Origin of the sequence: Sphingomonas aerophila, from assembly GCF_014199305.1 — a bacterium.
Lineage (GTDB): Bacteria > Pseudomonadota > Alphaproteobacteria > Sphingomonadales > Sphingomonadaceae > Sphingomonas > Sphingomonas aerophila.
This window is the reverse complement of sequence record NZ_JACIJK010000011.1, coordinates 63,093-86,790: the sequence shown is the minus strand read 5'-3', so window position 1 is coordinate 86,790 and position 23,698 is coordinate 63,093. Positions and strand designations below refer to the sequence as shown.

The following is a 23,698-nucleotide window of genomic DNA, read 5'->3' as shown; positions in this document are numbered from 1 at the left end:
TTATCTGGTGAGGGAGCGAAGATGGCCATGGACAAGGTTGTGGCCGTGGGGCTGCTCACGCAGCGCGATCTGGACCTGCTTGGGGCCGGGTTCGCGAGGATGTACCCGGTCGACGCATGCGAGGTGTTTCAGGATCTCATTAGCAAGCTCGATCAGGTCCCGCCGGTCGGCCAGCCGCTCTCCCACGACCTCCAACGTTCGTAAGTTAACGGCCGGCCGTTTCCGCGTGGTTGCGCAGCTTGGCGCAGCGTGCGCCGATGTTGCGAAGCGACGGCGACGATTCCGTGGGCGCCCGGCCGTGGAAGAACCGGGTCGCTCAGGCCTTCACCGCTGCAAGGTGTCTGCTCAGGTGCTTGTTCATCTCGAACATGCTTGATTGCTTCTTGCCGAAGATCTTCTCCAGCTTGTCGTCGGCGTTGATGTTCCGCCTGTCCTTCTCGTCCTGAAGATCGTTCTTCTTGATGTAGTCCCAAACTTTGCTGACAACCTCGCTGCGCGGGAGATCTTCCTTGCCTACGATCTCGGCGAGCTCGGGCGAGGGAGTGACGGGAGCGGTGATGCCGCCTCGTGCGCCGCCAACCGGCTTGTCCGTCGCTTTCACCTTCTTCTCTGCCGCCTTTGTCTCGTCCTTGCCGCGCTTGCTTGCCGTTCGTGCCATGCATCATCCCCTGAACAGGCGCCGATCTAGCACCCGTGCCGATCAACAAAGATAACGAAACAAAGTTCTACCTCTGGATGCCTCAGGCCCGGCTGCGCGGTCGGACCTACACAGCCGCGGCCAAACCCTACCTCCGGACCCGGACGCCATTGGGCGTGCGAGCTCCCCAATGTGGGCACAGGCAGCTCAGATCAGCACCTAAGGGGGAGACTGCGTTCGTGACGGCTGCTCCGACGATGGACACCCGTGGCGAGACCGCGACTTCGTCGCGCTCGCCCTTCCGCGACCAGCGCTCAACCCGTCCCTTGTTGGTTCCTCATGCGGTCTAACGGTCGACCGCGGGGACTCCCGCGAAGCTGGCGGCGCTGAATACTCGCTAGCTGGGTGTGTCGCCTCAGACTGGCGGCAATGCGCCGCCGCCGCTGATCACCGCCGCGACCCACGTCGCCGTCAGCGCCGCGCTTTGCGGCCGCGCGCGCCTTATGCCGCTACCTCGGCGGACTCCGGCGCGGGTTGGCCACGCCGAGCCGTGAGCCGCGCGATCAGCGGCCGAGCGGGGAACAGGAACTGCTCGCCAATCGAGAGCCGGCGGCGATCGTCCTGGCCAACGATCTCGGCCTCGCCGTCGCTGTACGTGCCGAAGATGCGATCAAGCAGGATCAATGAATTGCCATAATTGCTGCGCGTTGCCTCATAGCTCACCGAATGGTGGAGGCTGTGGTGCTGGATGGTCGTGAAGACGAAGGCGTACCAGCGCGGAGGATCGAAGCGGGTGTTGGCGTGCGCGAAGGTGGAAACCACCGCCAGGACGTTAAGCGCGCAGAACATGGCGGGCTGAGGCAGGTCGAGCAGCGCCAGTACGCTCAGGCTGATCAGGAACAGTTCGATCGGATTGCCGACCGCTCCCTTCATCGCGTTCAATTGCGTCAGGTGGTGGTGTGGCGCGTGCGTCGACCAGAAGAAGGCCTGGTTGTGCATCAGGCGGTGCATCCAATATTGCCCGAACTCGACCAGGAAGATGACCAGCGCGACCTGGAAGACGAAGGGCAGGTGCACCACCCACGGCGTGGTGATCCCGAGCGCGTGCTTGAGCGCCGTGAGCGGCTCGTCGGCGAGCGTCTTCGACGCCCAGGCGATCACCGTGTAGCTCAGCGTGACGTAGAAGGCGTCGGTAAAGAACTCGCGCCAGGTGAGCCGCCAACTCGAGTGGCGCTCGTTAACCCATTCGAGCGCCTGGATCATTCCCGTCGTCGCCAGCGTCGCGATCACAATCGACCAGGCGCTACCTGTCCAGGCGGCGGGGGCGAATGCCCAGAACAGGAGGACGGCCGCGACCATCACCGGCTGCACATAGCTCAACATGATCTTGTTCATCGTGCTTGGCTTGCCTTCACCAGTGCTCTTGCTGGAGAGGCTACCGCAGCGACGGAAGCAACGAAGGTGGGCAAATGACTTAGCCATCGGCCGCTCACTCGACGGCGATCGCTTCACCGTTGTGAATGAGTGGCCGAAGTTGGGCAGCAGGAAAGGCGGTCTGAATGGCCGCAAGTGGGTCTTCGGGACCGTTCACAGCTACTCGGTCCGTTGCAGCAGCTCGACTAGGTCCTTTTTCCAGAACCGGGCGGCGGTGTGGGTGCCATGCCCGCGCGTTTCGCCGCTTTCCGGGATGAGCCGAAACCGCGCATCCTTCATCCGGGCAACGGCACGCTGTGGGAAGTCGAGATTGCGTGGATTGATGAAGTCGTCGGCCGAGTTGACCCAAGTGGTAGGAGCGGTGATCGCTTCCAGTTGTGACCAAGGTGCGTAGTTCCGCGACGCGTCGAGCTGGTAGATAAGGTCGTTCGCATCCGTACCCCTGATCGAGGCTGCAACCCGTTCTCGGGCAAACTTCTCAGCCGTGTCGCGATCGGGGTATTGAGCCTGGAAGTAGAGCGGCGCCGCGCCTGCCACGAATAGAAGGCTGGCAGCCGTGCGCAGGCCTTGCACGGGTGGCGTACGGTACTCTCCACCCGCCCAGGCGGGATCGGCTTCAATCCCGTCGATCGCCAGCTTGCGCCACATGCGGTTCAGTCCGGCAATTTCGATGGGCTCGCAGGCTAGCGGCATCAATGCGCGGGCGAAATCGGGATGCGTTTCACCCCACACCAGGCTGTGCATACAGCCCATCGATGTGCCCATGATCAGCCGCATGTGTCGGATGCCGAGACCGTCGTGAAGAAGCCGGTACTGCGCCTCGACCATGTCGTCATAGTCGTAGTGAGGGAAGCGCATGTGCAAGCCATCCGACGGCTTCGAGGACTTACCGTGGCCGATTCCGTCAGGAAGGATGATCCAGTAGCGATTGACGTCCAGAGGCTGCCCAGGGCCATACAGCTCGTCGGCGAACTGGGGGTTGAGGAACTGGCGGCCAGTGCCACCCGTGCCGTGCAGGACCATAACCGCGTTGTCGATCTCACCTTCGGCGTTCCGGTGGGGTCGACCCAGCATCGCGTAGTTGATCCGCAGCTCCGGCAATTTCTCGCCCGAGCGGAAGCGGAAGTCACGTATCGTGAACTGTGCGTCGCTCGCTGGCCATTTCGATACCGTAGCAGTCGATGTGGCCGCCGGAGTGAGCGGGGGCGTCTGAATGACGGCGGCTTGGAGCAGGAGCGGCAACAGGATCAACATGCCACATCGTTGCGCCCTAAGTCGCCGCGCGCAAGGAATGTCGAAATCGGGCGACATGGAGCTGCGACGGCAGCTCTAGCACGCGAGAGGCGCTCTGGCTGCCTGCAGCCGCCTTTGTCTGCCCGACAACGGCCTGTGTATTACGCCATCTTCGCTGAAAGTCCTCGTGAGCTTCTTGCCAAAACGCCACGTAAGGTGCGGCCGGCACGAGCTTGCGGCCCGAAAGCTACCGACGTTTCGACTTTCCCGATCAAGAGGACGAACTGCATTCACCGCAGCCTGTTATTGTGGTTCACCGCTGAAGCCGCTCGCCTGGCGCAGCGATGCACCTTCCAGCCTGTAACCGTCGAGGAAGACGGTGCGGATATGACGTAGACTGGTCAGGTCGCGCGAGACGTCACCATCGACCAGGATGATGTCCGCAGCCTTGCCCGGCGCGATGGACCCCGTCCGGTCGGCCATGCCGGTCATTCGGGCGGGCACGATGGTGGCAGTCTGAAGCGCTTCAGCGTTCGAGAGTCCGGCCTGCTGGTAGAGCTCCAGTTCGCGGACGAGTTCGAGCCCATAGCCGTCGGTTCCGGCCACGATCGGCACGCCCGCGTCATGCAACTTGCCGACCAGTTGCACCATCTTGTCGAAGCTCTTGCGGTAGTCGTCCCGCGTCAGTCCGTCCGACAGAGGGTATCCGGCGATCTTCCACCCACGCGCGACCGAAGGCGGCGAGATCGAGGCGAAGGGCGCGTACTCCGGCGGGATCGCGGTGCCGTCCGAGGTCATGAGCGGCTCCCAGACGGTCAGCGTCGGATCGATGATCGTGCCCCGCTTGGCGAGCTCGGCATAGAAGGCCTTCATCTCAGGGCTGTCGAGGTCCACGTCCTTGCCATACCGAGCCGGTCCCTCGAGGCGCGCGGCCGTGTTCGCCTTGTCGACCACCTCCTGCGGCATCGCCTGCATCATGATGAAGTTGATGTGCGTGACCTCGTCATAGCCGGCCCGCACGGCGTCGAGGGGGCGCATGCCAGCCGGCACATGTCCATGAACGTGGAGCCCGAGCCGGTGCGCCTCGGCCGCGGCCGGAGCGATCCATGCCGGGGTCATCGAGGTGTAGAACTTCACCCCCCACATGCCTGCCGCCTTGATCTTGCGCACCGCTGCGATCGCCTCGTCCGCCGACAACACCGTGAGCGCGCCTTGTGCCGCCAGAGGGTCTTTCCGGTCGATGATCACCGACACCTTGCCGTCCGGGGCGAGCAGGTCACCCGCTGCGCGACGCTTGAAAATGCTGAGCGTCTCGTCGATCATCGTGCCGGGGCTGCGATAGTTCGTCATGCCGGTCGCGACGTTCTGCAGCAGGTTCCAGTCATCGCCACCGACATGGCGGTGCGCATCCCAGAGCCCAGGCAGGAGCGTCTTGCCTCGGCCGTCGATCACCGTCGCGCCTGCTGGAGCGGCCACCGATCCGGCCGCGCCGACATTGGCAACCTTCCCATCCGCAATCAGCACCGCGCGGTCCGGAAGGTAGGTGCCTGCCACGGAGTCGAACAGGAGCACGTGATCCACCAAAGTCGGCGTACGGTTTGCGGGACTGAGAAAGCGGTGCGCAACATCGCGGACCATGTCGGCGGTCGTCCTGTCCTGGATGTCCTTGAGCTGCGGCCCCGCCGCCTCATAGCCTTCGGGTAGGAGCGAGGTGATGCCGGCGTACCCGAAAAACCGGTTCTGCTCGTCGAGCCAGACCGGGGCTGGTGCGAAGCCCAGGCCTTGAACGAACGCTAGCTTAACGGCCTTCGTGCCCCAGGCACCCTTGATCTGGACCGGGTTGCCTACGCGAATGCTGGCGTGCCCCATGGGCAGAAGGTCGATACCCTTATCACCCGCCGCGACCAGCGCCTCGATGTCCAGCTCTCCCGAGAGCGCCGGGCCACCGTAGGTGTTGTAGCGTTTGCCGGCGAACGGTGCCGAGCCGCCGTCCACGGCCGTCTTCCAGTGGGCGACCCCGCCCGCGTCCACGCTGAAGTCCTCGGTGGCATCGCCGGAGTCGGTGAATCCGCGGATGGCGATCGCTCGCGGGCGGCGATCGGGGCCGACGGTGACCACCTCGTCCGTCTCGGTCACCCAGCCCCGAAGCGACATGGACATGCGGTAGGCGAGCTTGCCGTCGGGCGTCTTCCATTGCCAGACGTCGCCATGCTTACCGGCGACCGAACTCACGGTGTAGTGCCGTGCTCCGGCGGGAGGTGTAAGCAACTGCTCCTTGGTCGCAGGCCCGGCGAGCGCGATTTGCGAAGGCAGTGTCGTGGCGAGCAACGACGCAAGGATCAGACGACGCATTGGCTTAGCCCCCAAGTAGCAGGCGCGCAGACTGCCGGGACACTCTGGTCCGCGCAATGCTCTGCGGTGACCGCTCCTGCCGCTCTCGAGGCGGTTCAGATCACTGCTGATCGGCTCGGAAACGGTGTCGCAACCGAACATCTATGCTGACCACGTCGCCGCGCCTGTAGAGAACATGAAAAGAGGGGCGAACACCGCGGCCGGTGCCCGCCCCTCCATTCGCCCGACAACGAGCCGTTTCTGAGCCTTAGAAGTGGAACTGCGCGCCGGCGTAGAAGCGACGACCGAACGGGTCGTACACGTCGGCCGCGGTCGTCGTGCCCGTGATGGTGCCGTAGAACACGGTATCCTCCAGCTTGGGCGGCTTGCGATCAAAGACGTTGTTGACGCCGAGGAAGAACTCGAAGCCCTTCTCGATGTCGAACGTCACCTGCGCGTCGTGGTACAGGCGGGACTTGATGCTGTTGTGCCCGTCGATCACCGGATCGCCGGTTGCGCTGTTCTCTTCGAACCGGTCAGGCAACTGATCATACATGTGGCTCAGGAAGGTGGTCGACCAGGACAGGCCGACCCCGCCCGTCGTATAGGTCACACGCCCGGTGACCTTGTCGCGGAAGACCTCGCCGAACTCGAGGTTGTCGACGCCGCCACGTACTGGCGCAGCCGGATCGGCCTGGGTCTGATACTTGAAGGTGTGCGTCCAGAGCGCGTTGAAGTCGATCCGGTCGTCCGCCATCAGCCCCAGAGCGCGACCGTATCGAACATCGGTGTCCAGGCCCTTGGTCTTGAGCGAGGCGATGTTCACGTTCTGCGCGTTGACCGTGGTGATGAAGCCGGTGTTGGCGTTGCGCAGCACGTTGTTGCAGAACTGCGGGAGACTGGTCGCGAGACACTGCTCGATCGAGGTCTGGCGATCGACGATGCCGATCGCATTGTCCACCTTGATGTCGAAATAATCGATCGTCGCGGTCAGACCCGGGATCAGGGTGCCCGGTGTGAGCACCACGCCAGCGGTGATCGTCTTGGCCTTCTCCTCCTGCAGTTTGGTGTTGCCGCCGTCGAAGCCGTTGATCCCTTGGATGTCGGCCAGCGTGTAGGTCAGGCTGCCGTTGCGCGCGATGGTGCTCGCGACGCCCGGAAGGGCGCGGCAGGCGGCTGCATACGTGCCGCCCGACGTTGCCGTAACGCCATCGCAGGGGTCGCTGACCGTCGGGAAGGTCTCAGCCGGCGGCGAGAAGAGCTCGTTGATGTTGGGTGCCCGGTTCGCGACCGCGTAGTTGCCGCGGAAGCGTACGCCTTCGACGGGGGCCCACTCACCACCCGCGTTCCAGCTGAACACGTTGCCGATGGTCGAGTAGTCCGAGTAGCGCGCCGCGCCCTGGAGGCTCAGGCTCTCGAAGAAGGGAACGTCCTTAAGCAGCGGAACCTGCAGCTCGCCGAAGACCTCCTTGACGTTGAACTTGCCGATCGTGTCCGGGATTTGGTTGCCGGTGTTCTGGCCGGCGTTGGTCAGCGCGTCCCAATCGTCACTGCTCTTCTCGCGGCGGTACTCGGCACCGAGCGACGCCTGCACGGGTCCTGCGGCCAGGAACTGGAACAAAGGTCCGGCGATGTTGGCGCTGACCACGTCCTCCGTGTTCTTGATGCGCTCCTCGCGGGGAATATCGGACGCGACATAGGCGGAGGCCTGTGGGCTGGCAGTGTTGTAGCCGAACAGGTTGATCGGCACGCAGCCGGCGGCCCGTGCAGCGGTGTCACGGCAGACGATCTGGCCATTGAGCGAGATGGCATCCAGCGCGTTCGCGTATTTGGTGAGGTCCAGGTCCTGGGTGAAGGTATGATCCTTCAGTTCGCCGTGGACGTACGACACCTCGTAGTTGAACTTGTCAGCGAGCGTGCCGTTGAAGCCGGTGGCAACGCGCCAGGTCTCGCGCCGGCTGTTGTTGCTTCGGCTGAACACCTCGTTCTGACGACGCCGGAACGAGATCTCGTCGACGTCGTTGCTGGCGATGCCGTCGCTATTTCGTGCCGCAATCTGCTGCCGAATGGACAGCGGGATGAACGGATTGTCGATTCCGAAGCCGAAGCCGAGGTCGGTGTCGGATCCCAACGCATAAGGCTCGATCGCGGAGCTCGCGTTCGTGCGGACGTAGGTGCCCTCGACGAACAGCTTTAGTGCATCGCTGACGTCGTAATGTGCATTAGCGCTGCCGAGGTAGCGCTCCACCGGAGTCGAGATGCGTCGCACCGCGTTGCGGTTGTAGCCGTAGCCGCTCGGGAACCCGGACACGAGGCTGTTGTCCGGATTGAAGGTGAACAGGTTGCTCGCGTAACCGCCGGCGTTCCCGGTCGCGACGCCGCCGTTGTAGAGCTGGAAGCGCCCCTGGGCGGCGTAGCTGCTGTAGGACTGCGGACCGCAACCGAGGCTGCTGCAATCCTCTGCCGAGATGCTGCGCTTGCGCGAGAGCAGGCCTTCATCACGGTCGTAGGTGAAATTTGCGATGATGCCGCCCTGGCTGTCCGACCCGAAGGTCTGACCGCCGGTCACGCTGATGTTGTACTTGGGGCTGTCACCGCGGCTCGTGATGCCCGTCTGCGCGCGGACGGTGAGGCCCTCGAAGTCCTTCTTCAGGACGAAGTTCACCACACCCGCGATAGCGTCAGAACCGTAGATCGACGAAGCGCCGCCGGTGACGACCTCGACCCTGTCGATGAAGTCGGCGGGGATGTTGTTAACGTCCACGACGGACGTGCCGGCGAGCCCGGCGACGAAGCGACGTCCATTCACGAGAACCAGAGTGCGCGAGTCTCCCAGATTGCGCAGATTGATGGTCGCGACGCCGTTGCCGCTCGTCAGAAAGTTGCTGTTGGTGTTGCTCAGGCCTGGGATGCCGACCTGTGGCAGCTTCGCGAGCACGTCCTGGATGTTGGTGGCGCCCTGGCGCCGGATCTCTTCGTTGCCAACGACGGCCACGGGCGTAGCGGAGTCCAGCCCACGCCGCGCGATGCGCGACCCGGTCACGACGACTTCCTCCGAGGCGGGCCCGGTCTGTGGAGGCGTGGTCGCGACCTGATCGTTACCCTGACCGGCCACGGCCGGGCTGTCCACCGCCTGCGGCGCCGCCTGGGCCATTGCTGTCCCGGTGCTTGCGAGCAAACCGGCAAGCGAGAGAACAGCAAGCGCGCTGCCATGCCGGAGCGTCGCGAGAGAGCACGAGGTTCGGTTCATGTTGTGCTGGAAACCTTGTGAGCCGGCAGACCGGCGATGTGGATGAAAATTACGTACGGGACGGCTGCGGAAATTGTAAAGTTACATTGCTGCGGTGATCGGGTTTGCTCCGAGCCGTTGCAGAATGGTGACACTTTCCCCGCGGCGGTCGCCTTCTGAATAGCATCGTCAGCTCGTCCGCATTTGGGTGGCAGGCATTAGCAGGGAGGCTCCACGGACGACGGCGCCTTCTTTGCACCGGACGGGATCCACTGGGGCCACGACGCTTTTGACCGCGACGCTGGCGGGTACGCGCCACTCACCCGAGCTTCCAGTGCGAGCCGCTTGGGCGCCGCAGGAGGTGCACGGCACGCCAGTTGCGTGCGCTGGGTTTCGGGTGCGCCCGGCGAGCCGCCGGCTATGCAGGCACCAAAGTTGTCATCGCGCACGCGATGGTCGCATTGCCGAACTGTATACGTTTTTCGATCCGCTGTCCGCCTGAGCCCGGGTCGGCAGGACATCCAGGATCGGCCGATGCGGACTAGGAGGTTGGTCGACCGGCAGCTTCAAGACGTCGCGAAGGGAACATGAGCGTCTGGTTTTGGGTCCTTGGAGCCCGCGCGCGCGGTACAATTCAGTGGCCGGGCGAGCTCGTGATCGACCGCGACATCCCGAAGAAGAAGTCAGTCTCCAGCATGCAGCCTCCTCCGCTTAGCCAGCGTTTGAAGAAGCGCTTCATTCCTCGCTGGCTGCTTCACCAAGCCCTCTGGCAGAACGTCGAACGCAAAAGTGATCGCTAGGCCGTTCGCATGTCCAAGAGAGCGCGTACCGGTGTCGACCGACCGCTCCAACCCAGCCAGCCGGAAGGGCGCATAGAAAGTCGCCGGAGCGAGAACGCGTAAGTCTATCCGATCGGCGGTAAGGAGGGAGGGCGCGTGAGCCGGAGGTGCTTCTCGCGCAAGAAGCCATAGGCTGGCATAGCCGAGCAGCTCGACGGCCGCGTATAGGGGCGTGTCGGTTGCGACCTTCAGCTCGATCAACTCGTAATGCTGCTCGCCACGCCGCTGCGCCAAGTCAATCGCGCGCCGTCCGTCCGCCGCGCCAGCGATCAGTCCCGAAGCGACTGGTACCTGGTTCGCCCAGTCGTCACGACCTTCGGCAAGGCATGCCGCCGCAATCGCGCGCTCCAACACGACCTCCGGGCTGCAATTAGTCGCGCCGATATGCGGCTGCAGCATCCAGCGCCAGTTCTGACTCGAGCGATTGACGTTTGTCGCGGCTCCGCCCTCGGCCCAGTTACGTGCAACTGTCCGGTAGACGATTGAGGGCAGATCTACACTCGCGGGCACGGAAAGGGACATCAGCGCCGAGCGGTGTCGCAGCCTTGCAATGCCGAGAGCCTCACAGACTGCCACCTCCACCCTAGAAAGGAGCGACAATCGTTCAAAAACCGGCATGTGCGCAGCTATACCACTCAAGAGGCTCTACTTGGAACCACATCATCTTGTCTGGCTGATCGAGGCTGCGGGCAAGCTGACGACGAGCAACTTAGCCGGCGGATGCGGGTCCTTGGACCGTCGATCACCTTACATGAACGAGCGTCCGGATCTGGGGAGCGGGAAGACCGGTCTGAACGTCCAGTTCTGGGTCGTTGCGACTTCGAACCTGCAGGGGAGGCGCACACGTGCGCTTCGCGCGATCTCACGACAGGCCCGGCGCGGCCCATTCGACCCACCTCGGCTGTACTACTACCCCGGGATGACAGTCACGCTCACGTCCATTTCTTCGAAATCATTGGCGGCGCCCATGTAGTTCCCCGACACAGGCATGATCTGGCCGTTGCAGCGAGCAACGGCGACTGGCACCAGCTGCGCGGCGCCGACCCGCTGGTGCGTTGGATCGAACGCGACCCAACCCGCGCCCGGCAGATACACCTCAGCCCAAGCATGAGTGGAGCCCGCATCGTCAGGCGAGGCGTCAGGGTCGTACATGTAGCCGGATACAGCTCGCGCAGCAAAGCCCAGGTGCCGCACCGCGTCGATGAACAACGCTGCGATATCTCGGCATGAGCCGCTCGCAAGCGCGAGCGTCTCGGTAGGGCTTTGCGTGCCTTCCTCATCGCGAACGCGGTACGCCACCACGGGGAGAATGCCGTTGTTCATGTCCTTGAGCAGCGACAGCGTGTCGGTGGGTGTCGAGAAGATAAAGGTTCTGGCCCAATCGAAGATCGCCCCGTCGGGGTCTGGATATTGAGGAACAAGGAAGCCGCCAAGGTCGATCGCCTCCGCTTCCGTGTAGTGAAAAGGGTAGCTGTGCGCGCGCACAGCGATGGGGAAGACGGGCCATGCAGACGCGCACTGCTCTACGATAGAGCAGCTCTCGATGAGGAGCTCGGCAGCTGGCCTAGCAAAGGTTGCGGTCGCGACGACATTGCCGAACACGTCCTGGCTCCACGCAAGCTGCGCTTCAGGCGTGCAACGGAGCGACGTTTCCAGAACTCGCAGCTCGTGGCTGGCGCGCGGGAACAGCATCAGCGAGTGCGCCTGCAGCGTGACCACTCGAGCGTATCGGTATGTGGTGAGGTGTCGGACAGTCAGCCTCATCGGTCCACCCAGAAGCGCATGGTCAGGCTGCTCGGCCGCGGTCCGGGTTTTCACTCAGCCCGTCGATGAGGCCGTCGCGAGCCAGTGCTGCGTTGAAGTCCGATGGCGGCACCACGCGTGAGATGCTTCGGCCGGTTTCCCGCACGACAAGCTCAACACTCGTCGCCAGGTACAATGGCTCGAAAGCGCCCTCGTGGACGTCTTCATGAGTGTGGATCACGTAAGTGCCGGGCGGCAGCTCGCGCCTGTCCTGCTCAAAGCGGAACGTATTGCGGAAAACGACCGTGGAGGTCGTTGTCCTGGCCCTGACGCTTTCGGCGAACATTCAGCGCGCCCACTTCCGCAACGGCGTTCGCGTGACCGGTCCGGCAATGACCTTCCCTCCGAATGCCACCCTCATAGTTTCGGTCGCGTCGGTGTTCATCAGCACGACCCGTGTACCGCCGGACGCGAGCGTCTCGATCGCGCTGATGATTGCGCCTCGCTTGTGGCACGCCGCGAGCGTTTCAGCCTCGGTGGCGCGAACATTTAATACTCGGGACATGGTCGCTCCTCGACAAAGCGGGAGCACGGAACATCTCTCAGCTGGACCGATGCTCAGATCGAAGACCTAGTAGTCATAAGATGGTGCCGAGCGCACCGTTCCGCAAGAACCAGCGCTTCTGGCCAAGTCGGATCCCGGAGGGTCGCAGCTGTGGTCTCCAGCGCAAGCTAATGGTCCCTTTCCGCCTTGCCGTGCATTGAGGCCGTGTCGCTGGTCGCCTGGCCTTCGGTGGAGGTCCGCGTGGCACAAACATTTCTCGTCATCTGCGCAGTCGGGACGATACTCGCCCTGTTGTTTGTCATCGAGAACAGCTGGAACCGTCACACTCGACGGGTGCATCTACAGCGACGACGAGCACCAGGAGAGCCTGGGGCTGGCGAGGATGTCCGTTGAGCGACGAAGAAGCGCGCTGGGATCACTTGGACGACATAGCGTACCACGGCGGCCGTGTTTACCAGGAACGGGGTCGAGCCGTGCGAGCGACGAGCGAGCAAAGCCGCGATCTGCATAGAGAGTTGTCCGACCGGCACCTGGAGCGCCTGAAGACCCTGAGAAGCGACGTAGCGCGCGGCGGTTGACCGAGCGTGAGCGCACCGGTCGAGGAAAAGCCCGGCCGTAATAGTCGGCCAGGCCAGCTGTACGACCCCGACGTCCCGCATAGAGAGTTGAAGCCCATCAAAGGAGATCGGCCATGGGTGGCAACCGCTCAGACACAACGACTGGTGACGGCCTCGAGGACGACGGCGCACAGGGCGGCACCGAGCAGTCCGGTGCTGCAGGTGGCGGGGAGGATGACAGCAGCACGGAGGTGGAAGGCGACGACAGCCATCTGCACGATGACCAGAAATCTCGCCCGCTCGGGGGCTAGAAGCCGCCCAGAGCGTCGGCTCGGGAGCCAGTTACTCTAGCTTGCTCCAGTCGTCGGCACCTGCTTGCTCGTCTGTGCCGCCGAAAAGCAGTGTCGCACCGGCGATCGTATCGATCATGCCTGACCCGTCGACCGTTGCGGTACCCTTGATCCGGGCCGCTCCCGTCGTGGCGGTCGGCGCGCTCACTTGGAAAGTCGCGCCGCAGTCGGTCATCGTGGCTCCGGTTATGCTGGGGAGCGGGACTGGCGAGGGCCACTGGGGCGGACAGGGTGGCAATCGCCAGCCCCGCTGCCGCCAACATCATTCTGATTTGCACTAGGTGTTCCCTGGCCCGAGGTGCGGGCTGTGCTGGTCAACGCTTCGGTTCAGCGGCCGGGCGCATAAAGCCCCGCGGCGATGAAGGATCCTACAGCGCCGGCCTAAGCGTTGCTTTCAGCCGAACTCCCGGGAGGATGTTGGTCTAATCTCCAATCTCGCTCGCGACCACGGCATAACCACTTTGCCGATGATGTCGCATTAGCTTTCCAGCCAATCGGAATGAACCCTTAGACAGCGAGCGTCCGCTTACTGAAGGCAGCGAGTTAGCCACGAGGGTCGCTATGTCACTCGTCAGAGCAAGCGAAGTAACGCACCTCCCAGAAGAAGCGGTGCCAGCAGGAAGACCGTCGCAAGCAGAAAGGCCAGAAGAAAAAGGCGACCAAGGCAGCCACTCCCGGATGCACGAACTGGGAGATCGAGGGTTTCATCGGCTTCAGCCTTGCGGATTCTGCGGGCTCGGGCCGCATAGGCAAACGCTTCGAGTAGGGTGCCTGCGGAGGGAATGCGCAACCGCTCAGGGCTGCCGTCACGCGGCAGCCGTGACGTCGTCGTCTCCCAAGGAGCCGTCTCGTCGACCGGCTCGGGCGCCGGACGTACGTGCCGCGAGGTGGGTTGAATGCCAGGGCGATCCGGGTGCGAGCGGCGCATAGACGAAGCAGGTGCGTCCTCGCCGAAGCGGGCGCCACAATCAGGGCAGGAGGGCCCGTCGAGCCACTTCCCTGGCGCGTGGTTCGTGCAGAAATATCGGACTTGTGCTTCGTGGCACGCCTCGCACTCGCCAGTGCTTGCCTGCACGGTCCCGCAGTTCGAGCAGCGAAAAACGACGTCGCTCATGGCGAAACATCCTCACCCGCCGCATTGCCCGGCTCGGGAAAGACAGCGTCGACGATGTCGGCGGGGATATGCAGCCGATGAACTTGCGGCAATCCGCCTGCCACGAAGCGCGCAATGGTCGGAACACGTTCTCGCGGCCCGAACGTCTCACGGGGCAGGCGGCGCGATAGCGCCACGGTCGTCAGGATGGGATGGGCATCGTAGGCGGGATAGGTGGCATATCGCTCTTCGACATGGTCGTGCCCGCGCACCATGTGCGTCACTGGTCGGCCAAGCCGGCCCGAGAGTTCGCAGAAGGCCGCGAAATCCTCGTAACCGAACTGGCTGCCTCGCGTGAAGCGATTGGGCATCTTCCGCCGCGCGGTCGGGTGCGCACGCGTCCAAGTGAAATCCGACAGGCACGCTGGATCGTTCCAGTCGCCGGTCTCCTCCAGTCGGGCGTGCAGGTCGCTCAGCGGAAATCCGGCATGGGCAACGAGCAGACCGTCAGGCATGAAAAGGGCGTGTGGCGCTTGCGCGAACAGCCGCACGGCTAGCTTTCCCGCGCGTTCGATCCATTCATGCGCGAGGTTGGCATTGAGGAAATCGGCGAAGTCACTCGGCGACACGCCCGACGCGAAGCGATTGCCGTCGTAGCTCAAGGCCTCGTCGTGATTGCCTACAATTATGCAGACGCAATTGGGCGCGGCGAGAATGAGCTCGAAGATCCGGAGCAGCACCTCCAGCCCAAACCCTCCGTCGTCGAATAGATCACCGAGAAAGATGATGTTCGATCCTGCGTCCGCCTGCTCCGTCCGGATGACAGCCAGCGCAGCTTCGAGCGCGAGAAGATCACCGTGGAGATCGCCCACGATCCACAACGGCGTTGCCGGATCAATCGCGGCTACCCGGATTGCACGGTCCCCAGCTTCCGCCCGGTGGCCGTCAAACAACAAGCCCGGCCCCTCCGCGCGGTCGAGCAGCGCCTCGAACGCCTCGACCGTGGCCCGCATCCGTGCTCGGATCGCCGTTGGAGCTACGGCGTCGTGGACAGCCGCCCAGTCGAGGGCATGAACATCGACGACCGGCGGGATGGTGACCGGAGGACTGGCGAGTTCCACGGCTGGGTCGTCCATAGCTACGTCGGCTGTTGATGGCTTGGGCGTGAGCTCAATAAGCCCGACGTCGGACGGTTCAGCAATGGCGGGCACCTCCTTGGAGGAGCTCACGCCGGTTTCGATGTGCTCGTCACTCATGCGGCCCGCACGGCGAGCGGCAGCTTTGCAACACCTTTGGCCTCATTACCGACCGCGATCAGGTCACCCTGGCTCAGTGATCGTGAGACGGTGAGAGCACGGCCGTTGACGAGTGTCTGGTTCAGGGCAGTGGCGACCGGCACCGCGATCCACTGGCCGCTTGCGTTCCGCTCTATAACGCATTGTCGTTCGTCCCAGAACTCCGCATCCGCGCCAAACTGCCGCATCAACATCTTGCCGAGCTCGGTCCTGACCGCGAGCCGCAATGACTTGCCGGTGGGAGCAACCAGCTCAATCGCATTCGAGGCTAGAGGCGTGCGCGCAACGGGAGGCGCTGGCCGCGCCGTCGCTGGTTTCGCAGGGACCTTCGAGGGGGTGGGCTCTGTCGTCCTGGGCGGCACGGCAACCGTGGGTTTCGGCGGCACGATGGCGACGGGAGGCTTCCTGTCGCGTCCGCTTAAGGTAGCGCGCAACTGAGCCGCGGTCGGCCGGGCGGCGGGATCTGGCGAAAGGCAGCGGTGGAGTGCTGCACTTACGTCCGCATTGCTCGCCGGCCATGGCATCTCGCCCAGCAACGCCGGAGGCTCGGCCTTGTAGCCCTGGACCAGCCGGGCATAGTCGGCCTGATCCTCCGACCAGTAAGGATGCCGTCCCGCCAGCAACTCGTAAAGCATCAGCCCGCAGGTGAACACGTCGGAGGCCAGGCCAGGCACTGCGCCTTTAACCAGGTGCTCGGGCGAGCGAAAATTGTCTGTGCCGACATAGCCCTGGTGGCCGTGCCAGGGCGGTCTCCGATCAGCCAACACGGAGAAGTCCATATCGATCAATTTAAGCTGGTACTCGGCCGCGATGGTCGGGTCTTCGATCAGGTAGGCGTTGGCCGGTTTGAGATCGGCATGAACAACCTTGACGTCGTGCAAGGCACCAATTGCCGCGACGAGTACCTTAGCCCAGGTCGCATGGCGGCCCCAGACCGCAGGGTCGCTGGTGGGCGTCCTTCCGGTGAGCCGATGCTGCTCGCGTTCCTTGTCGAGCACCTGCTGAAGGTCGGCGCCGTTCTCGACGAACGTATATGCCTGAAAGTAGCAGGGGCCGCCCCAGATCTCTTCAAAGGCGTCGACCTGCGCTACGGCGAAGTTGTCGGCCTTGCCTCTAACGACGCGCGCCGACAGCTCCTTCTGGTAGGCCACGAAGTCACGATACCAGACCACGGTCGGTGCCGGTGACTTGTACTGCTTGAAAAAGACTTTCCTGCCCGTCGGTGCCTGCGCAGCGTAGGAGATCGCCATCATGCCGGGGCCGAACACTTTCGTTATACGGTACCCCCGGATGACGTCGCCGATCTTGAGCTTCTTAGCCATGATCTGCCCTACGGGTGCTTGCGGCTGATCAGAGCGCTACCGTTTCGGCAGAGCGAGAGACGCTGGCAGCGAGTTGCTTCAACGTGTTCCTGAAGTTGACGGGGTCTGCGGTGAATTTCTGCAAAGCCTCTTGCGGAGTCAGGCCTTCGAACTCGACGACCTCCCATTCAGACTTGTCGATCTGGCTCAAGCGATCATAGCCCTCGAAATTGGGTGCGAAGACGCTGAGGATGATGCGGTTCGCCATCACCACGTTGGCGACGTCCTGCAGTGATCCGCCTTTCGCCTCGGGGATGCTCATCGTCTCCTTGAACGAGGCATCGGTGAAGACGACGACTACGCGCGCCGCATCGCTGCGGTAACGCCATTTGGTTGCCTCGACGGTTTGCGAGCCCTTCGGCGTCGCCTCCATCGTCGCGACTTTGTACAGGGTGTCGAGTAGCGACTCCGGCTCGTCTCCACCGCCGTTGGCATCGAGCGCGGCTAGCTGCCCCTTGAGCTCGGCCGTATCGCGAACAAAGCTGTTGTCGATGATCCAAGGCAGCCCTTCGCTCTCGGCGCTTTCGAAATCTCGGTAGCCGACGACCTTGGCCCGCCAGTCTTTTACAGGCGCCGCGTTGTTCGCGTCGCCGCGGCTTAGCGAGTCGACAAACGCCTCGATATTCTGCCGCAGCGCATCGATGCACGGCGCCATGCTGCCGCTGACGTCGACAACGAACACGATGTCCGCAACACCCTTCGTCTTGGCACGGCTTTGCGGCGCCGCCGAACTAGGTGCCAGAGCCGCGACACCGGGCGAGCCCTCCGGCTCGAGCGCGCCCTCCAACGGGGTCGCGACTGTGTCAGCAGCAGCCACCTCCTCCGGAGCGGGTGTAACCGGGGACTCTGCACCGGGCGTCTCCACTGTGTCCTGAAGGTTCGAAGGCTCCGTGCCGTTCATCTGCTGCTCCGCGATCGACCTGGACGCCGAACATCGGATCCATTTCCAAGCGAACGAGGGGTCAGGACGTTGGTTCCGGGGCGTCCCGATCACACCAGCCACGCAGCCTAGAAGCTGAGGGTGACCGCGCTAATGGGCTATCCACCGGCTGGCCATTCTTCGCTGTGATCTGGGATGCGGGCTGTGCTGGTCAACGCTCCGACGGGCCGCGGGGAGCATGACCTGCAACCATCCCCTGCTGAGGCGGGTCGAGCAGGGCTACGAAGATCCGGAATCAGCCCTGACGCTTCTCATGCCGGCTTCGAATAGCCTCATGTGCTCACTTTCAGTGACCCCGTACCCGCCAGCTGCCAACGCACGAAGCGAGTCGGCGTCGAGGATGGTCGCTAGTCCACGAGTAGACCTGATAAGTCCGGCCCCCTCCAATTCGTGCAGCGCTGCCGTGACTGCGGTCCTGCGCACGCCAACCATGATGGCGATGTACTCGTGCGTGACCGGGAGCTGCTCCGATGCAATCCGGTCGCGATACATGAGGAGCCACCGTGCCAGCCTCTGCACGAACCGCTGATTTGCATTGCTAATCAGCCCTTCGGCGAGGTGCACCATCTTCACTTGGACAGAACGCAACAGGACATGGCGGAAGTCAGGATCGCTCTCGACGAGACGCCGGAACGGGTGCGCCTTGATCAAGATTCCAGTGATCCGATCCGACTGTACAACCGTGCTGTAGGGCCAACGCTCGCCACCCAAGACGAGCGGAGTGCCGCAAAAGCTCTCCGAGCCTGCGATGCCAATCGCCGTTCCGTGCCGCTCGTGGGGCTTGATGATGGAGGCCACCCCCTCCTCAATGAACAGTGCGGCCGTCATCGGCTGGTCGGCTCGGCTAATCACTTCTCCCTTGGACAGCACCGCGCGCCGGGAATGCGGGGCCATACGGCTCAGGGTCGCGTCACTCATCAATGCAATAAGTGCGTTTCCGCCCTGCTGGAGACTGCTGGCGTCCATGTTGGGTGGCCTTATCGGAATCGCTGTTTGGTGGACCGCTCTGCGGGACCTGTTCGCACCTGCTCCTGAATCCAGCTCCGAAATTCGGGAGCTGACGAGGAAACTGGCGAAAAACCTAAGCTCAGGAACACTCCCATGCCTCAGCGGCTATCAAGAGCGGCAAGTTACTGGTGGCTCCGATCTTCAGCATTGTAGCGGGCATCAAAAGCCGACACGCAGCTACAGCGCGGACAGAAGCTCTGAGGTGTGGCGTAGTGTAGCTGCCGAACGAACCTGTGATCATTTGAGCTTATCGGAATCGGCCTGCAGAAGATCGTTGATGCCCGCTGCGAGCGTTTCCAGCTTGTACGGCTTCCGGAGGATAGGAAACTCTCGCTGGTCTTTCGGTATGAACTGTTTGCTACTGTAGCCACTCGCGAGAAGAACCGGAAGGCTGCGATCTAACGCTCGAATCCGTTCGGCAAGTTCGAGTCCGCTGATCCCGGGCATCACGATATCCGAGAAGACAAGATCAACATGGTGGGCCTTTAGCAGCTCGAGAGCATCGTTCCCGCTTGGTGCCTCGATCACGTTGCAGCCCAAGTCATCCAGCAACTGGCGAGCGAAGTAGCGCACATGTTCGCTGTCCTCGACGACAAGAACCCTCAGGCCCTCAGGAATCTCGATCATCCCGTCCGCGCCAGCGTCAATCTTGCGTTGCTTGGCGGTCCGAGGAAGCCAAAGCTCGACCAGGGTGCCCACGCCAAGCTCGGAGTTAATCGTCGCCGTGCCGCCGGACTGTACGGCATACCCGTGGATCTGCGAGAGGCCGAGCCCAGTGCCCTTACCCGTCGGCTTGGTCGTGAAGAAGGGTTCGAATACCCGTTTCAGCGTCTCGGGCCGGATACCTTCACCTGTGTCACGGATCGACAGGGTTACTCCGTCGCCCTCAGCTCTAACCACGTTTCTGGTCGATATCGTGATCTTCCCGCCACTCGGCATCGCGTCCCGGGCGTTGAGCACCGCATTCACCAACGCTGCTTCGAGACCGGCTGAGTCAATCTCAACGAGCCATAGCGCCGGTGCGAGATCGAGTTGAAGTTCGTAGAGGCTTCCCAGCGTACGCTGCAGCATCTCCCCCGAAGCATCCAATCGGACGCTAAGATCGATGACTTCAGGCTCGAGCGGTTGGCGTCGCGCGAAGGCGAGAAGCTGGGACGTCAGGCTGGTAGCCCGTTCAGCAGTCTCCAGCATGACGCTCAAATAGCGGTTGCGCTTCTCGAGCGGCAGGTCCGGTTGCCGGAGCATGAAGTCCGCCGAGCCGCGCATCACGGTCATCAGGTTGTTGAAGTCGTGCGCGATCCCGCCTGCAAGCTCGCCTAGTGCCTGGAGCTTTTGTGACTGTAGAAGTGCTTCTTGCGTATGGCGAAGGTCCTGCTCCGCCTGCTTTTTGTCGCTAACGTCACGGGTGATCTTCGCGAAGCCGACATGGTCACCGGCTTCGTTGTAAATTGGATCGATGACGACATGGGCCCAGAACAGCGAGCCATCCTTTCGCACCCGCTGAGCCTCGGCTTCGAATTTTCCGCGTTCCAGGGAAGTCGCTAGTGCGGTCCCCGGGGTGCCTCGGACGCGATCTTCTTTGGTGTAGAAAAGCGAGAAATGCTGCCCCAGCACTTCGTTCTCGCTGTAGCCCTTGATTGCCTGTGCGCCAGAGTTCCAGCTTGTAATGCGGCCCAGCGTGTCGAGCATGTAAATGGCGTAGTCGCGGACTCCCTGGACGAGCAAACGAAGCTGCAGGGCGCTGTCGTAGGTCGCTTGTTCGAGGCGCCGTTTCTCGGTGATGTCGCGCGTGATCTTCGCGAAGCCAAGCAACGATCCGCAATCATTGAAAATTGCGTCAACAACCACGTGCGCGAGGAATTTGTGTCCGTCTTTGCGTAACCGCCAGCCTTCCATCTCGAAGCGCTTCTGCTCAGCGGCTGTCTTGAGAATGTGGGCGGGGAGGCCGGCGAGGCGATCCTCCGGTAGGAAGAATTTGGAGAAGTGCTCCCCGACGATCTCGTCGGCCTCATAGCCCTTGAATCGGCGCGCTCCCGCATTCCAGGTCGTAACGCGACCCTGCGGGTCCAACATGTAGATCGCGTAATCGGTGACAGCATCAACAAGGAGCTGGAACGTCTCGGCCGCGGGCTTCTGACCATTGTCCGGTGAATTCAAAATCTAATCCCGTGCTAGCCCCCCGGCTCAACACAACAGACCAAAGTCCATACTCCGCCTCTAGGGATCAGCAACAAAATTCTTATCGGCACTATCGGCAGGCCAGCCTTCTAGGCCTAGAATCCAGCCTCGATCGCCAGACGTAGCGCGTCCGCCGCATTGGCGACGCCCAAGCGTCTCACGAGAGCGCTCCGGTGCATTTTGATTGTCTTCTCCGTGAGGCCCATTTCTTCCCCGATCTGGCGATTGCGCAATCCGCGGGCCATGAGCCGGAGAACATTGCGTTGTTGACCGGTTAGCTGAGCCACCCGCTCGATTGCATTGGCGCTCGAACTCTCGGCAAGCTGAGCGTCGACCTCCATCTGACTGCCGACAAAATGGGTAACCCTCCCATCCTCGCCGAATATGGGAGCAATCATGATCGCGTTGACGAACTTGCTTCCGTCCTTTCGGTAGTTGAGCAGTTCGACGACCTTCGGCGTCGCTGATGCGACAGCTCGACTGAGCGCGGCGGAATGGGCAGGTTCGGTTTCCGGCCCGGCGAGAATCCTGCAATTCACGCCAATGAGCTCCGCTTCCGTGTACCCGGTCAGCTGCTCGAATTGCTGATTTGCGGCAATGATCGGGTTGTCCTCGGCTTGGGCGTCGGTGACGACCGAAGCGATAGGCGAGAGCCTGATTGACCTTACAAGCTCTCGTTCCTCGTCGCCGCGCGTCGTCAAATTACATCCATCCACCATGGTCCGGGCCGGACAATAGCACGGCCCTTCGAAGGAGCTACCCGGAAGCGGGAGGTAGCGGCTGAGGGTGCTGCGATCATCAATGGTGTGCTAGGTCGGACGGACGTGCCTTGCCCGCGCTAGCATGCTAGTAGCGAGTGGATGTCAAAGTCCCACAGTAATGCTGGTGTCGTCCATGTCGATGGGGCCCGATACGACTGGCACTTCCAGCGCGAACCACATCGATCAGATGACGAGGGTTCGAAGGGGATGACGATTGCCCTTCTTCAGCGAGACGCCCAGCGTGAGGCATGGGTGCAATTCCCGCCACCCAAGCGGCTGTTGAAGGGCTTGCCACGCGGTCGTCTCCAGCTCGATGATGCTACAATCGCTCGCTGCGTGCGTGCTGCGATGTCGGCCGGCTGGGAGCCCTCTACTCGTGGGAAGCGGGTGGTGGTCACAGTCGATGCCGTAGGCAATTAAGGCACCCGACGCAGAGGCTGGCCGGCGTGATCGAGCTGAAATCGAACTCCTGACGTGCGCTCGAAGTTGCTCGCTCAAGTACGCTCGACCTGATGCTGAACCTCGGCAGCCGCTCAGTTATGAGGATTGCGTTGTGCGGCCCGCCCAGATTGAAGCCGACGCCGGCTGTGGCCCGGCTCATTCGACCGGCACCTATTGCGTAGGCGGCGTCATCATGCCTGCTAACGTCCAGTCCATGGCCGTCTAAATCTCGGCGAGATACGGTTGCTTGGTCGAGCCAATTGCGGCACCGGCCACTCCGCTCGCCAGCATCAGCAGCAGGATTGTCAGTCGAGCGGGTCGGACGATGATCTCCGGTGGTCTCGAACTGGGAGAGGTCGGCGAACGGCATCTATCCCGTCCGACATGCGCAAAATCGCGCTACGTCCACGTCACTTTAGAGCCGTGAAACCGCGTAATGCTGCTGCAAGGCCTGCACCACGGCCTCGCTGTGTGCGGAGTCCCGCGCCTCGAACATCACCTCGAGACGCGCTGCCTGAACGCTCGGCGAGGTAAAGAGGCGGTGGTGCGACACTTCGATGATGTTGGCGCCCGCAGCCCCAATCCGGCTGGAGATCTCGCCCAGAATGCCCGGCCGATCGGGTATGTCGAACACCAGCCGCATCAGCCGACCGTCGCGCAGCATCACGCGCTGCAGAATGTTCGCAAGCGCGCGATTGTCGATGTTGGCGCCGCAGATCGGCACCCCGACTCGCTTACCCGCAAAGCGCGTCGGGTGCTGGATCAATGCGGCCACGCCGGCGGCACCGGCGCCTTCGGCGACGATCTTCGCCTCTTCCGCCAGCAACGCGACCGCATCCTCGATGGCGCGCTCGGACACCGTGAGCACCTCACACCCGTGCCGGCGCAGGATGTCGAGCGGCAAGCGACCGACCTCGCGCACGGCAATCCCTTCCGCAATGGTCGGACCACCCACGTTGACGGGGGCGCCGGTAAGCTCCTGCGCCATCGCGGAGTAGCTCTCTACCTCCACCCCAAACGTGGTGATTGGCGCGGCGGCGCCCGACGCAGCGATAGCGCACCCGGCGGCTAAGCCCCCGCCGCCGACGGGCACGGCTAGGGTGTCGAGTCCGGGGGCGTCCTCGATCAGTTCGAGCGCGAGGGTGCCCTGCCCTGCAATCACCGCCTCATCGTCATATGGGTGAACGAAGACGAGACTGTCTCGGGCCGCCAACTCCCGCGCATGCGTCGCAGCCTCGGTCAGGCTTTGGCCGTGCAGCACCACCTCAGCACCCCAGCGTGCGGTGCGGGTCACCTTGGTCGCCGGGGTGAACGCAGGCATTACGATCAGAGCGCGGATGCCGAGCAGCGATGCATGCCGCGCGACTGCCTGGGCGTGATTACCCGCCGACATCGCAACGACCCCCTGGGCCCGCTCCGCCGCGGTCAGGATCGCAAGACGGTTGGAGGCGCCACGTTCCTTGAAGGCGCCTGTCGCCTGCAGCGTGTCGAGCTTCAACCAGATATCCGCGCCGACATGCCGGCTGATTGCGTCGCTATAGATCGTGGGGGTGCGCACCACCGTTCCCGCGATACGCGAGGCCGCTTCCACGACATTGCGATGCTCGACCATACCGCTCACGTCCTCAATTTCGACTTAAGGCGGTGTGTTACCCCGCTGGAGGCGGGAGCTCACCAGCATTTTTTTCACAAGCCACGGCAAC

The 23,698-nt window shown here is 62.9% G+C and carries 21 protein-coding genes; 3 read left to right on the top strand and 18 right to left on the bottom strand.

Going from position 1 to position 23,698, the window contains the following annotated elements; translation table 11 throughout:
• Positions 1-21: 21 nt before the first annotated feature.
• Positions 22-204, top strand: coding sequence for a hypothetical protein (locus FHS94_RS16385; RefSeq protein ID WP_184059933.1), 183 nt, complete (start codon positions 22-24; stop codon positions 202-204).
• A 112-nt stretch (positions 205-316) separates the two neighbouring features.
• Here the strand turns inward: FHS94_RS16385 and FHS94_RS16380 are convergent, their stop codons facing one another.
• The 9 genes from FHS94_RS16380 to FHS94_RS16340 all read right to left on the bottom strand — a co-directional run bounded on the left by FHS94_RS16380 (position 317) and on the right by FHS94_RS16340 (position 12,011).
• Complete coding sequence (locus FHS94_RS16380; RefSeq protein ID WP_184059854.1) at positions 317-658, bottom strand: SWIB/MDM2 domain-containing protein; 342 nt, start codon at positions 656-658, stop codon at positions 317-319.
• 480 nt (positions 659-1,138) lie between these two features.
• Positions 1,139-2,032: a sterol desaturase family protein gene (locus FHS94_RS16375; RefSeq protein ID WP_184059852.1), complete on the bottom strand. Its 894-nt coding sequence runs from the start codon at positions 2,030-2,032 to the stop codon at positions 1,139-1,141.
• Between the two features lie 198 nt (positions 2,033-2,230).
• Positions 2,231-3,325 (bottom strand): alpha/beta fold hydrolase, encoded by a 1,095-nt coding sequence (locus FHS94_RS16370; protein ID WP_184059850.1) that lies wholly within the window; start codon positions 3,323-3,325, stop codon positions 2,231-2,233.
• Positions 3,326-3,607: 282 nt separating this feature from the next.
• Complete coding sequence (locus tag FHS94_RS16365; RefSeq protein WP_184059848.1) at positions 3,608-5,656, bottom strand: amidohydrolase family protein; 2,049 nt, start codon at positions 5,654-5,656, stop codon at positions 3,608-3,610.
• Between the two features lie 247 nt (positions 5,657-5,903).
• Positions 5,904-8,885 carry a TonB-dependent receptor domain-containing protein gene (locus FHS94_RS16360; protein WP_184059846.1) on the bottom strand — a complete coding sequence of 994 codons (2,982 nt, stop codon included), beginning with the start codon at positions 8,883-8,885 and terminating at the stop codon, positions 5,904-5,906.
• A gap of 662 nt (positions 8,886-9,547) precedes the next feature.
• Positions 9,548-10,225 carry a hypothetical protein gene (locus FHS94_RS16355; protein ID WP_221234826.1) on the bottom strand — a complete coding sequence of 226 codons (678 nt, stop codon included), beginning with the start codon at positions 10,223-10,225 and terminating at the stop codon, positions 9,548-9,550.
• 387 nt (positions 10,226-10,612) lie between these two features.
• Complete coding sequence (locus tag FHS94_RS16350) at positions 10,613-11,467, bottom strand: transglutaminase family protein (protein ID WP_184059842.1); 855 nt, start codon at positions 11,465-11,467, stop codon at positions 10,613-10,615.
• Between the two features lie 22 nt (positions 11,468-11,489).
• On the bottom strand, positions 11,490-11,792 hold the full coding sequence (locus FHS94_RS16345) for a hypothetical protein (RefSeq protein ID WP_184059840.1): 303 nt from the start codon (positions 11,790-11,792) through the stop codon (positions 11,490-11,492).
• Positions 11,793-12,011 carry a hypothetical protein gene (locus tag FHS94_RS16340; RefSeq protein ID WP_184059838.1) on the bottom strand — a complete coding sequence of 73 codons (219 nt, stop codon included), beginning with the start codon at positions 12,009-12,011 and terminating at the stop codon, positions 11,793-11,795.
• 691 nt (positions 12,012-12,702) lie between these two features.
• Here FHS94_RS16340 and FHS94_RS16335 point away from each other — a divergent pair.
• Positions 12,703-12,879: a hypothetical protein gene (locus FHS94_RS16335; RefSeq protein ID WP_184059836.1), complete on the top strand. Its 177-nt coding sequence runs from the start codon at positions 12,703-12,705 to the stop codon at positions 12,877-12,879.
• 31 nt (positions 12,880-12,910) lie between these two features.
• Here the strand turns inward: FHS94_RS16335 and FHS94_RS16330 are convergent, their stop codons facing one another.
• The 8 genes from FHS94_RS16330 to FHS94_RS16295 all read right to left on the bottom strand — a co-directional run bounded on the left by FHS94_RS16330 (position 12,911) and on the right by FHS94_RS16295 (position 21,494).
• The gene (locus FHS94_RS16330; RefSeq protein WP_184059834.1) at positions 12,911-13,093 is read right to left on the bottom strand and encodes a hypothetical protein; all 183 of its coding nucleotides are present in this window, start codon (positions 13,091-13,093) and stop codon (positions 12,911-12,913) included.
• A gap of 396 nt (positions 13,094-13,489) precedes the next feature.
• The gene (locus FHS94_RS16325) at positions 13,490-14,032 is read right to left on the bottom strand and encodes a hypothetical protein (protein ID WP_184059832.1); all 543 of its coding nucleotides are present in this window, start codon (positions 14,030-14,032) and stop codon (positions 13,490-13,492) included.
• The gene (locus tag FHS94_RS16320; protein ID WP_184059830.1) at positions 14,029-15,267 is read right to left on the bottom strand and encodes a metallophosphoesterase; all 1,239 of its coding nucleotides are present in this window, start codon (positions 15,265-15,267) and stop codon (positions 14,029-14,031) included. The genes FHS94_RS16325 and FHS94_RS16320 overlap by 4 nt, the downstream gene beginning before the upstream one ends.
• Positions 15,264-16,628, bottom strand: coding sequence for a protein kinase domain-containing protein (locus tag FHS94_RS16315; RefSeq protein WP_184059828.1), 1,365 nt, complete (start codon positions 16,626-16,628; stop codon positions 15,264-15,266). Before FHS94_RS16315 ends, FHS94_RS16320 begins: the two co-directional genes overlap by 4 nt.
• 28 nt (positions 16,629-16,656) lie before the next feature.
• Positions 16,657-17,568, bottom strand: coding sequence for a vWA domain-containing protein (locus FHS94_RS16310; protein WP_184059826.1), 912 nt, complete (start codon positions 17,566-17,568; stop codon positions 16,657-16,659).
• Positions 17,569-17,826: 258 nt separating this feature from the next.
• A complete protein-coding gene (locus FHS94_RS16305; protein WP_184059824.1) occupies positions 17,827-18,573 on the bottom strand; it encodes a Crp/Fnr family transcriptional regulator in 747 nt (248 codons plus the stop codon).
• Positions 18,574-18,852: 279 nt separating this feature from the next.
• Positions 18,853-20,772 carry a hybrid sensor histidine kinase/response regulator gene (locus tag FHS94_RS16300; RefSeq protein ID WP_246348678.1) on the bottom strand — a complete coding sequence of 640 codons (1,920 nt, stop codon included), beginning with the start codon at positions 20,770-20,772 and terminating at the stop codon, positions 18,853-18,855.
• Between the two features lie 116 nt (positions 20,773-20,888).
• Positions 20,889-21,494, bottom strand: coding sequence for a PAS domain-containing protein (locus tag FHS94_RS16295; RefSeq protein ID WP_246348677.1), 606 nt, complete (start codon positions 21,492-21,494; stop codon positions 20,889-20,891).
• A 159-nt stretch (positions 21,495-21,653) separates the two neighbouring features.
• On the opposite strand from FHS94_RS16295, the gene FHS94_RS19480 reads away from it, so the two are divergent.
• Positions 21,654-21,974 (top strand): hypothetical protein, encoded by a 321-nt coding sequence (locus tag FHS94_RS19480; RefSeq protein WP_246348675.1) that lies wholly within the window; start codon positions 21,654-21,656, stop codon positions 21,972-21,974.
• A 436-nt stretch (positions 21,975-22,410) separates the two neighbouring features.
• Here the strand turns inward: FHS94_RS19480 and FHS94_RS16290 are convergent, their stop codons facing one another.
• Positions 22,411-23,607 carry a threonine ammonia-lyase gene (locus FHS94_RS16290; protein WP_184059923.1) on the bottom strand — a complete coding sequence of 399 codons (1,197 nt, stop codon included), beginning with the start codon at positions 23,605-23,607 and terminating at the stop codon, positions 22,411-22,413.
• Positions 23,608-23,698: the final 91 nt, after the last annotated feature.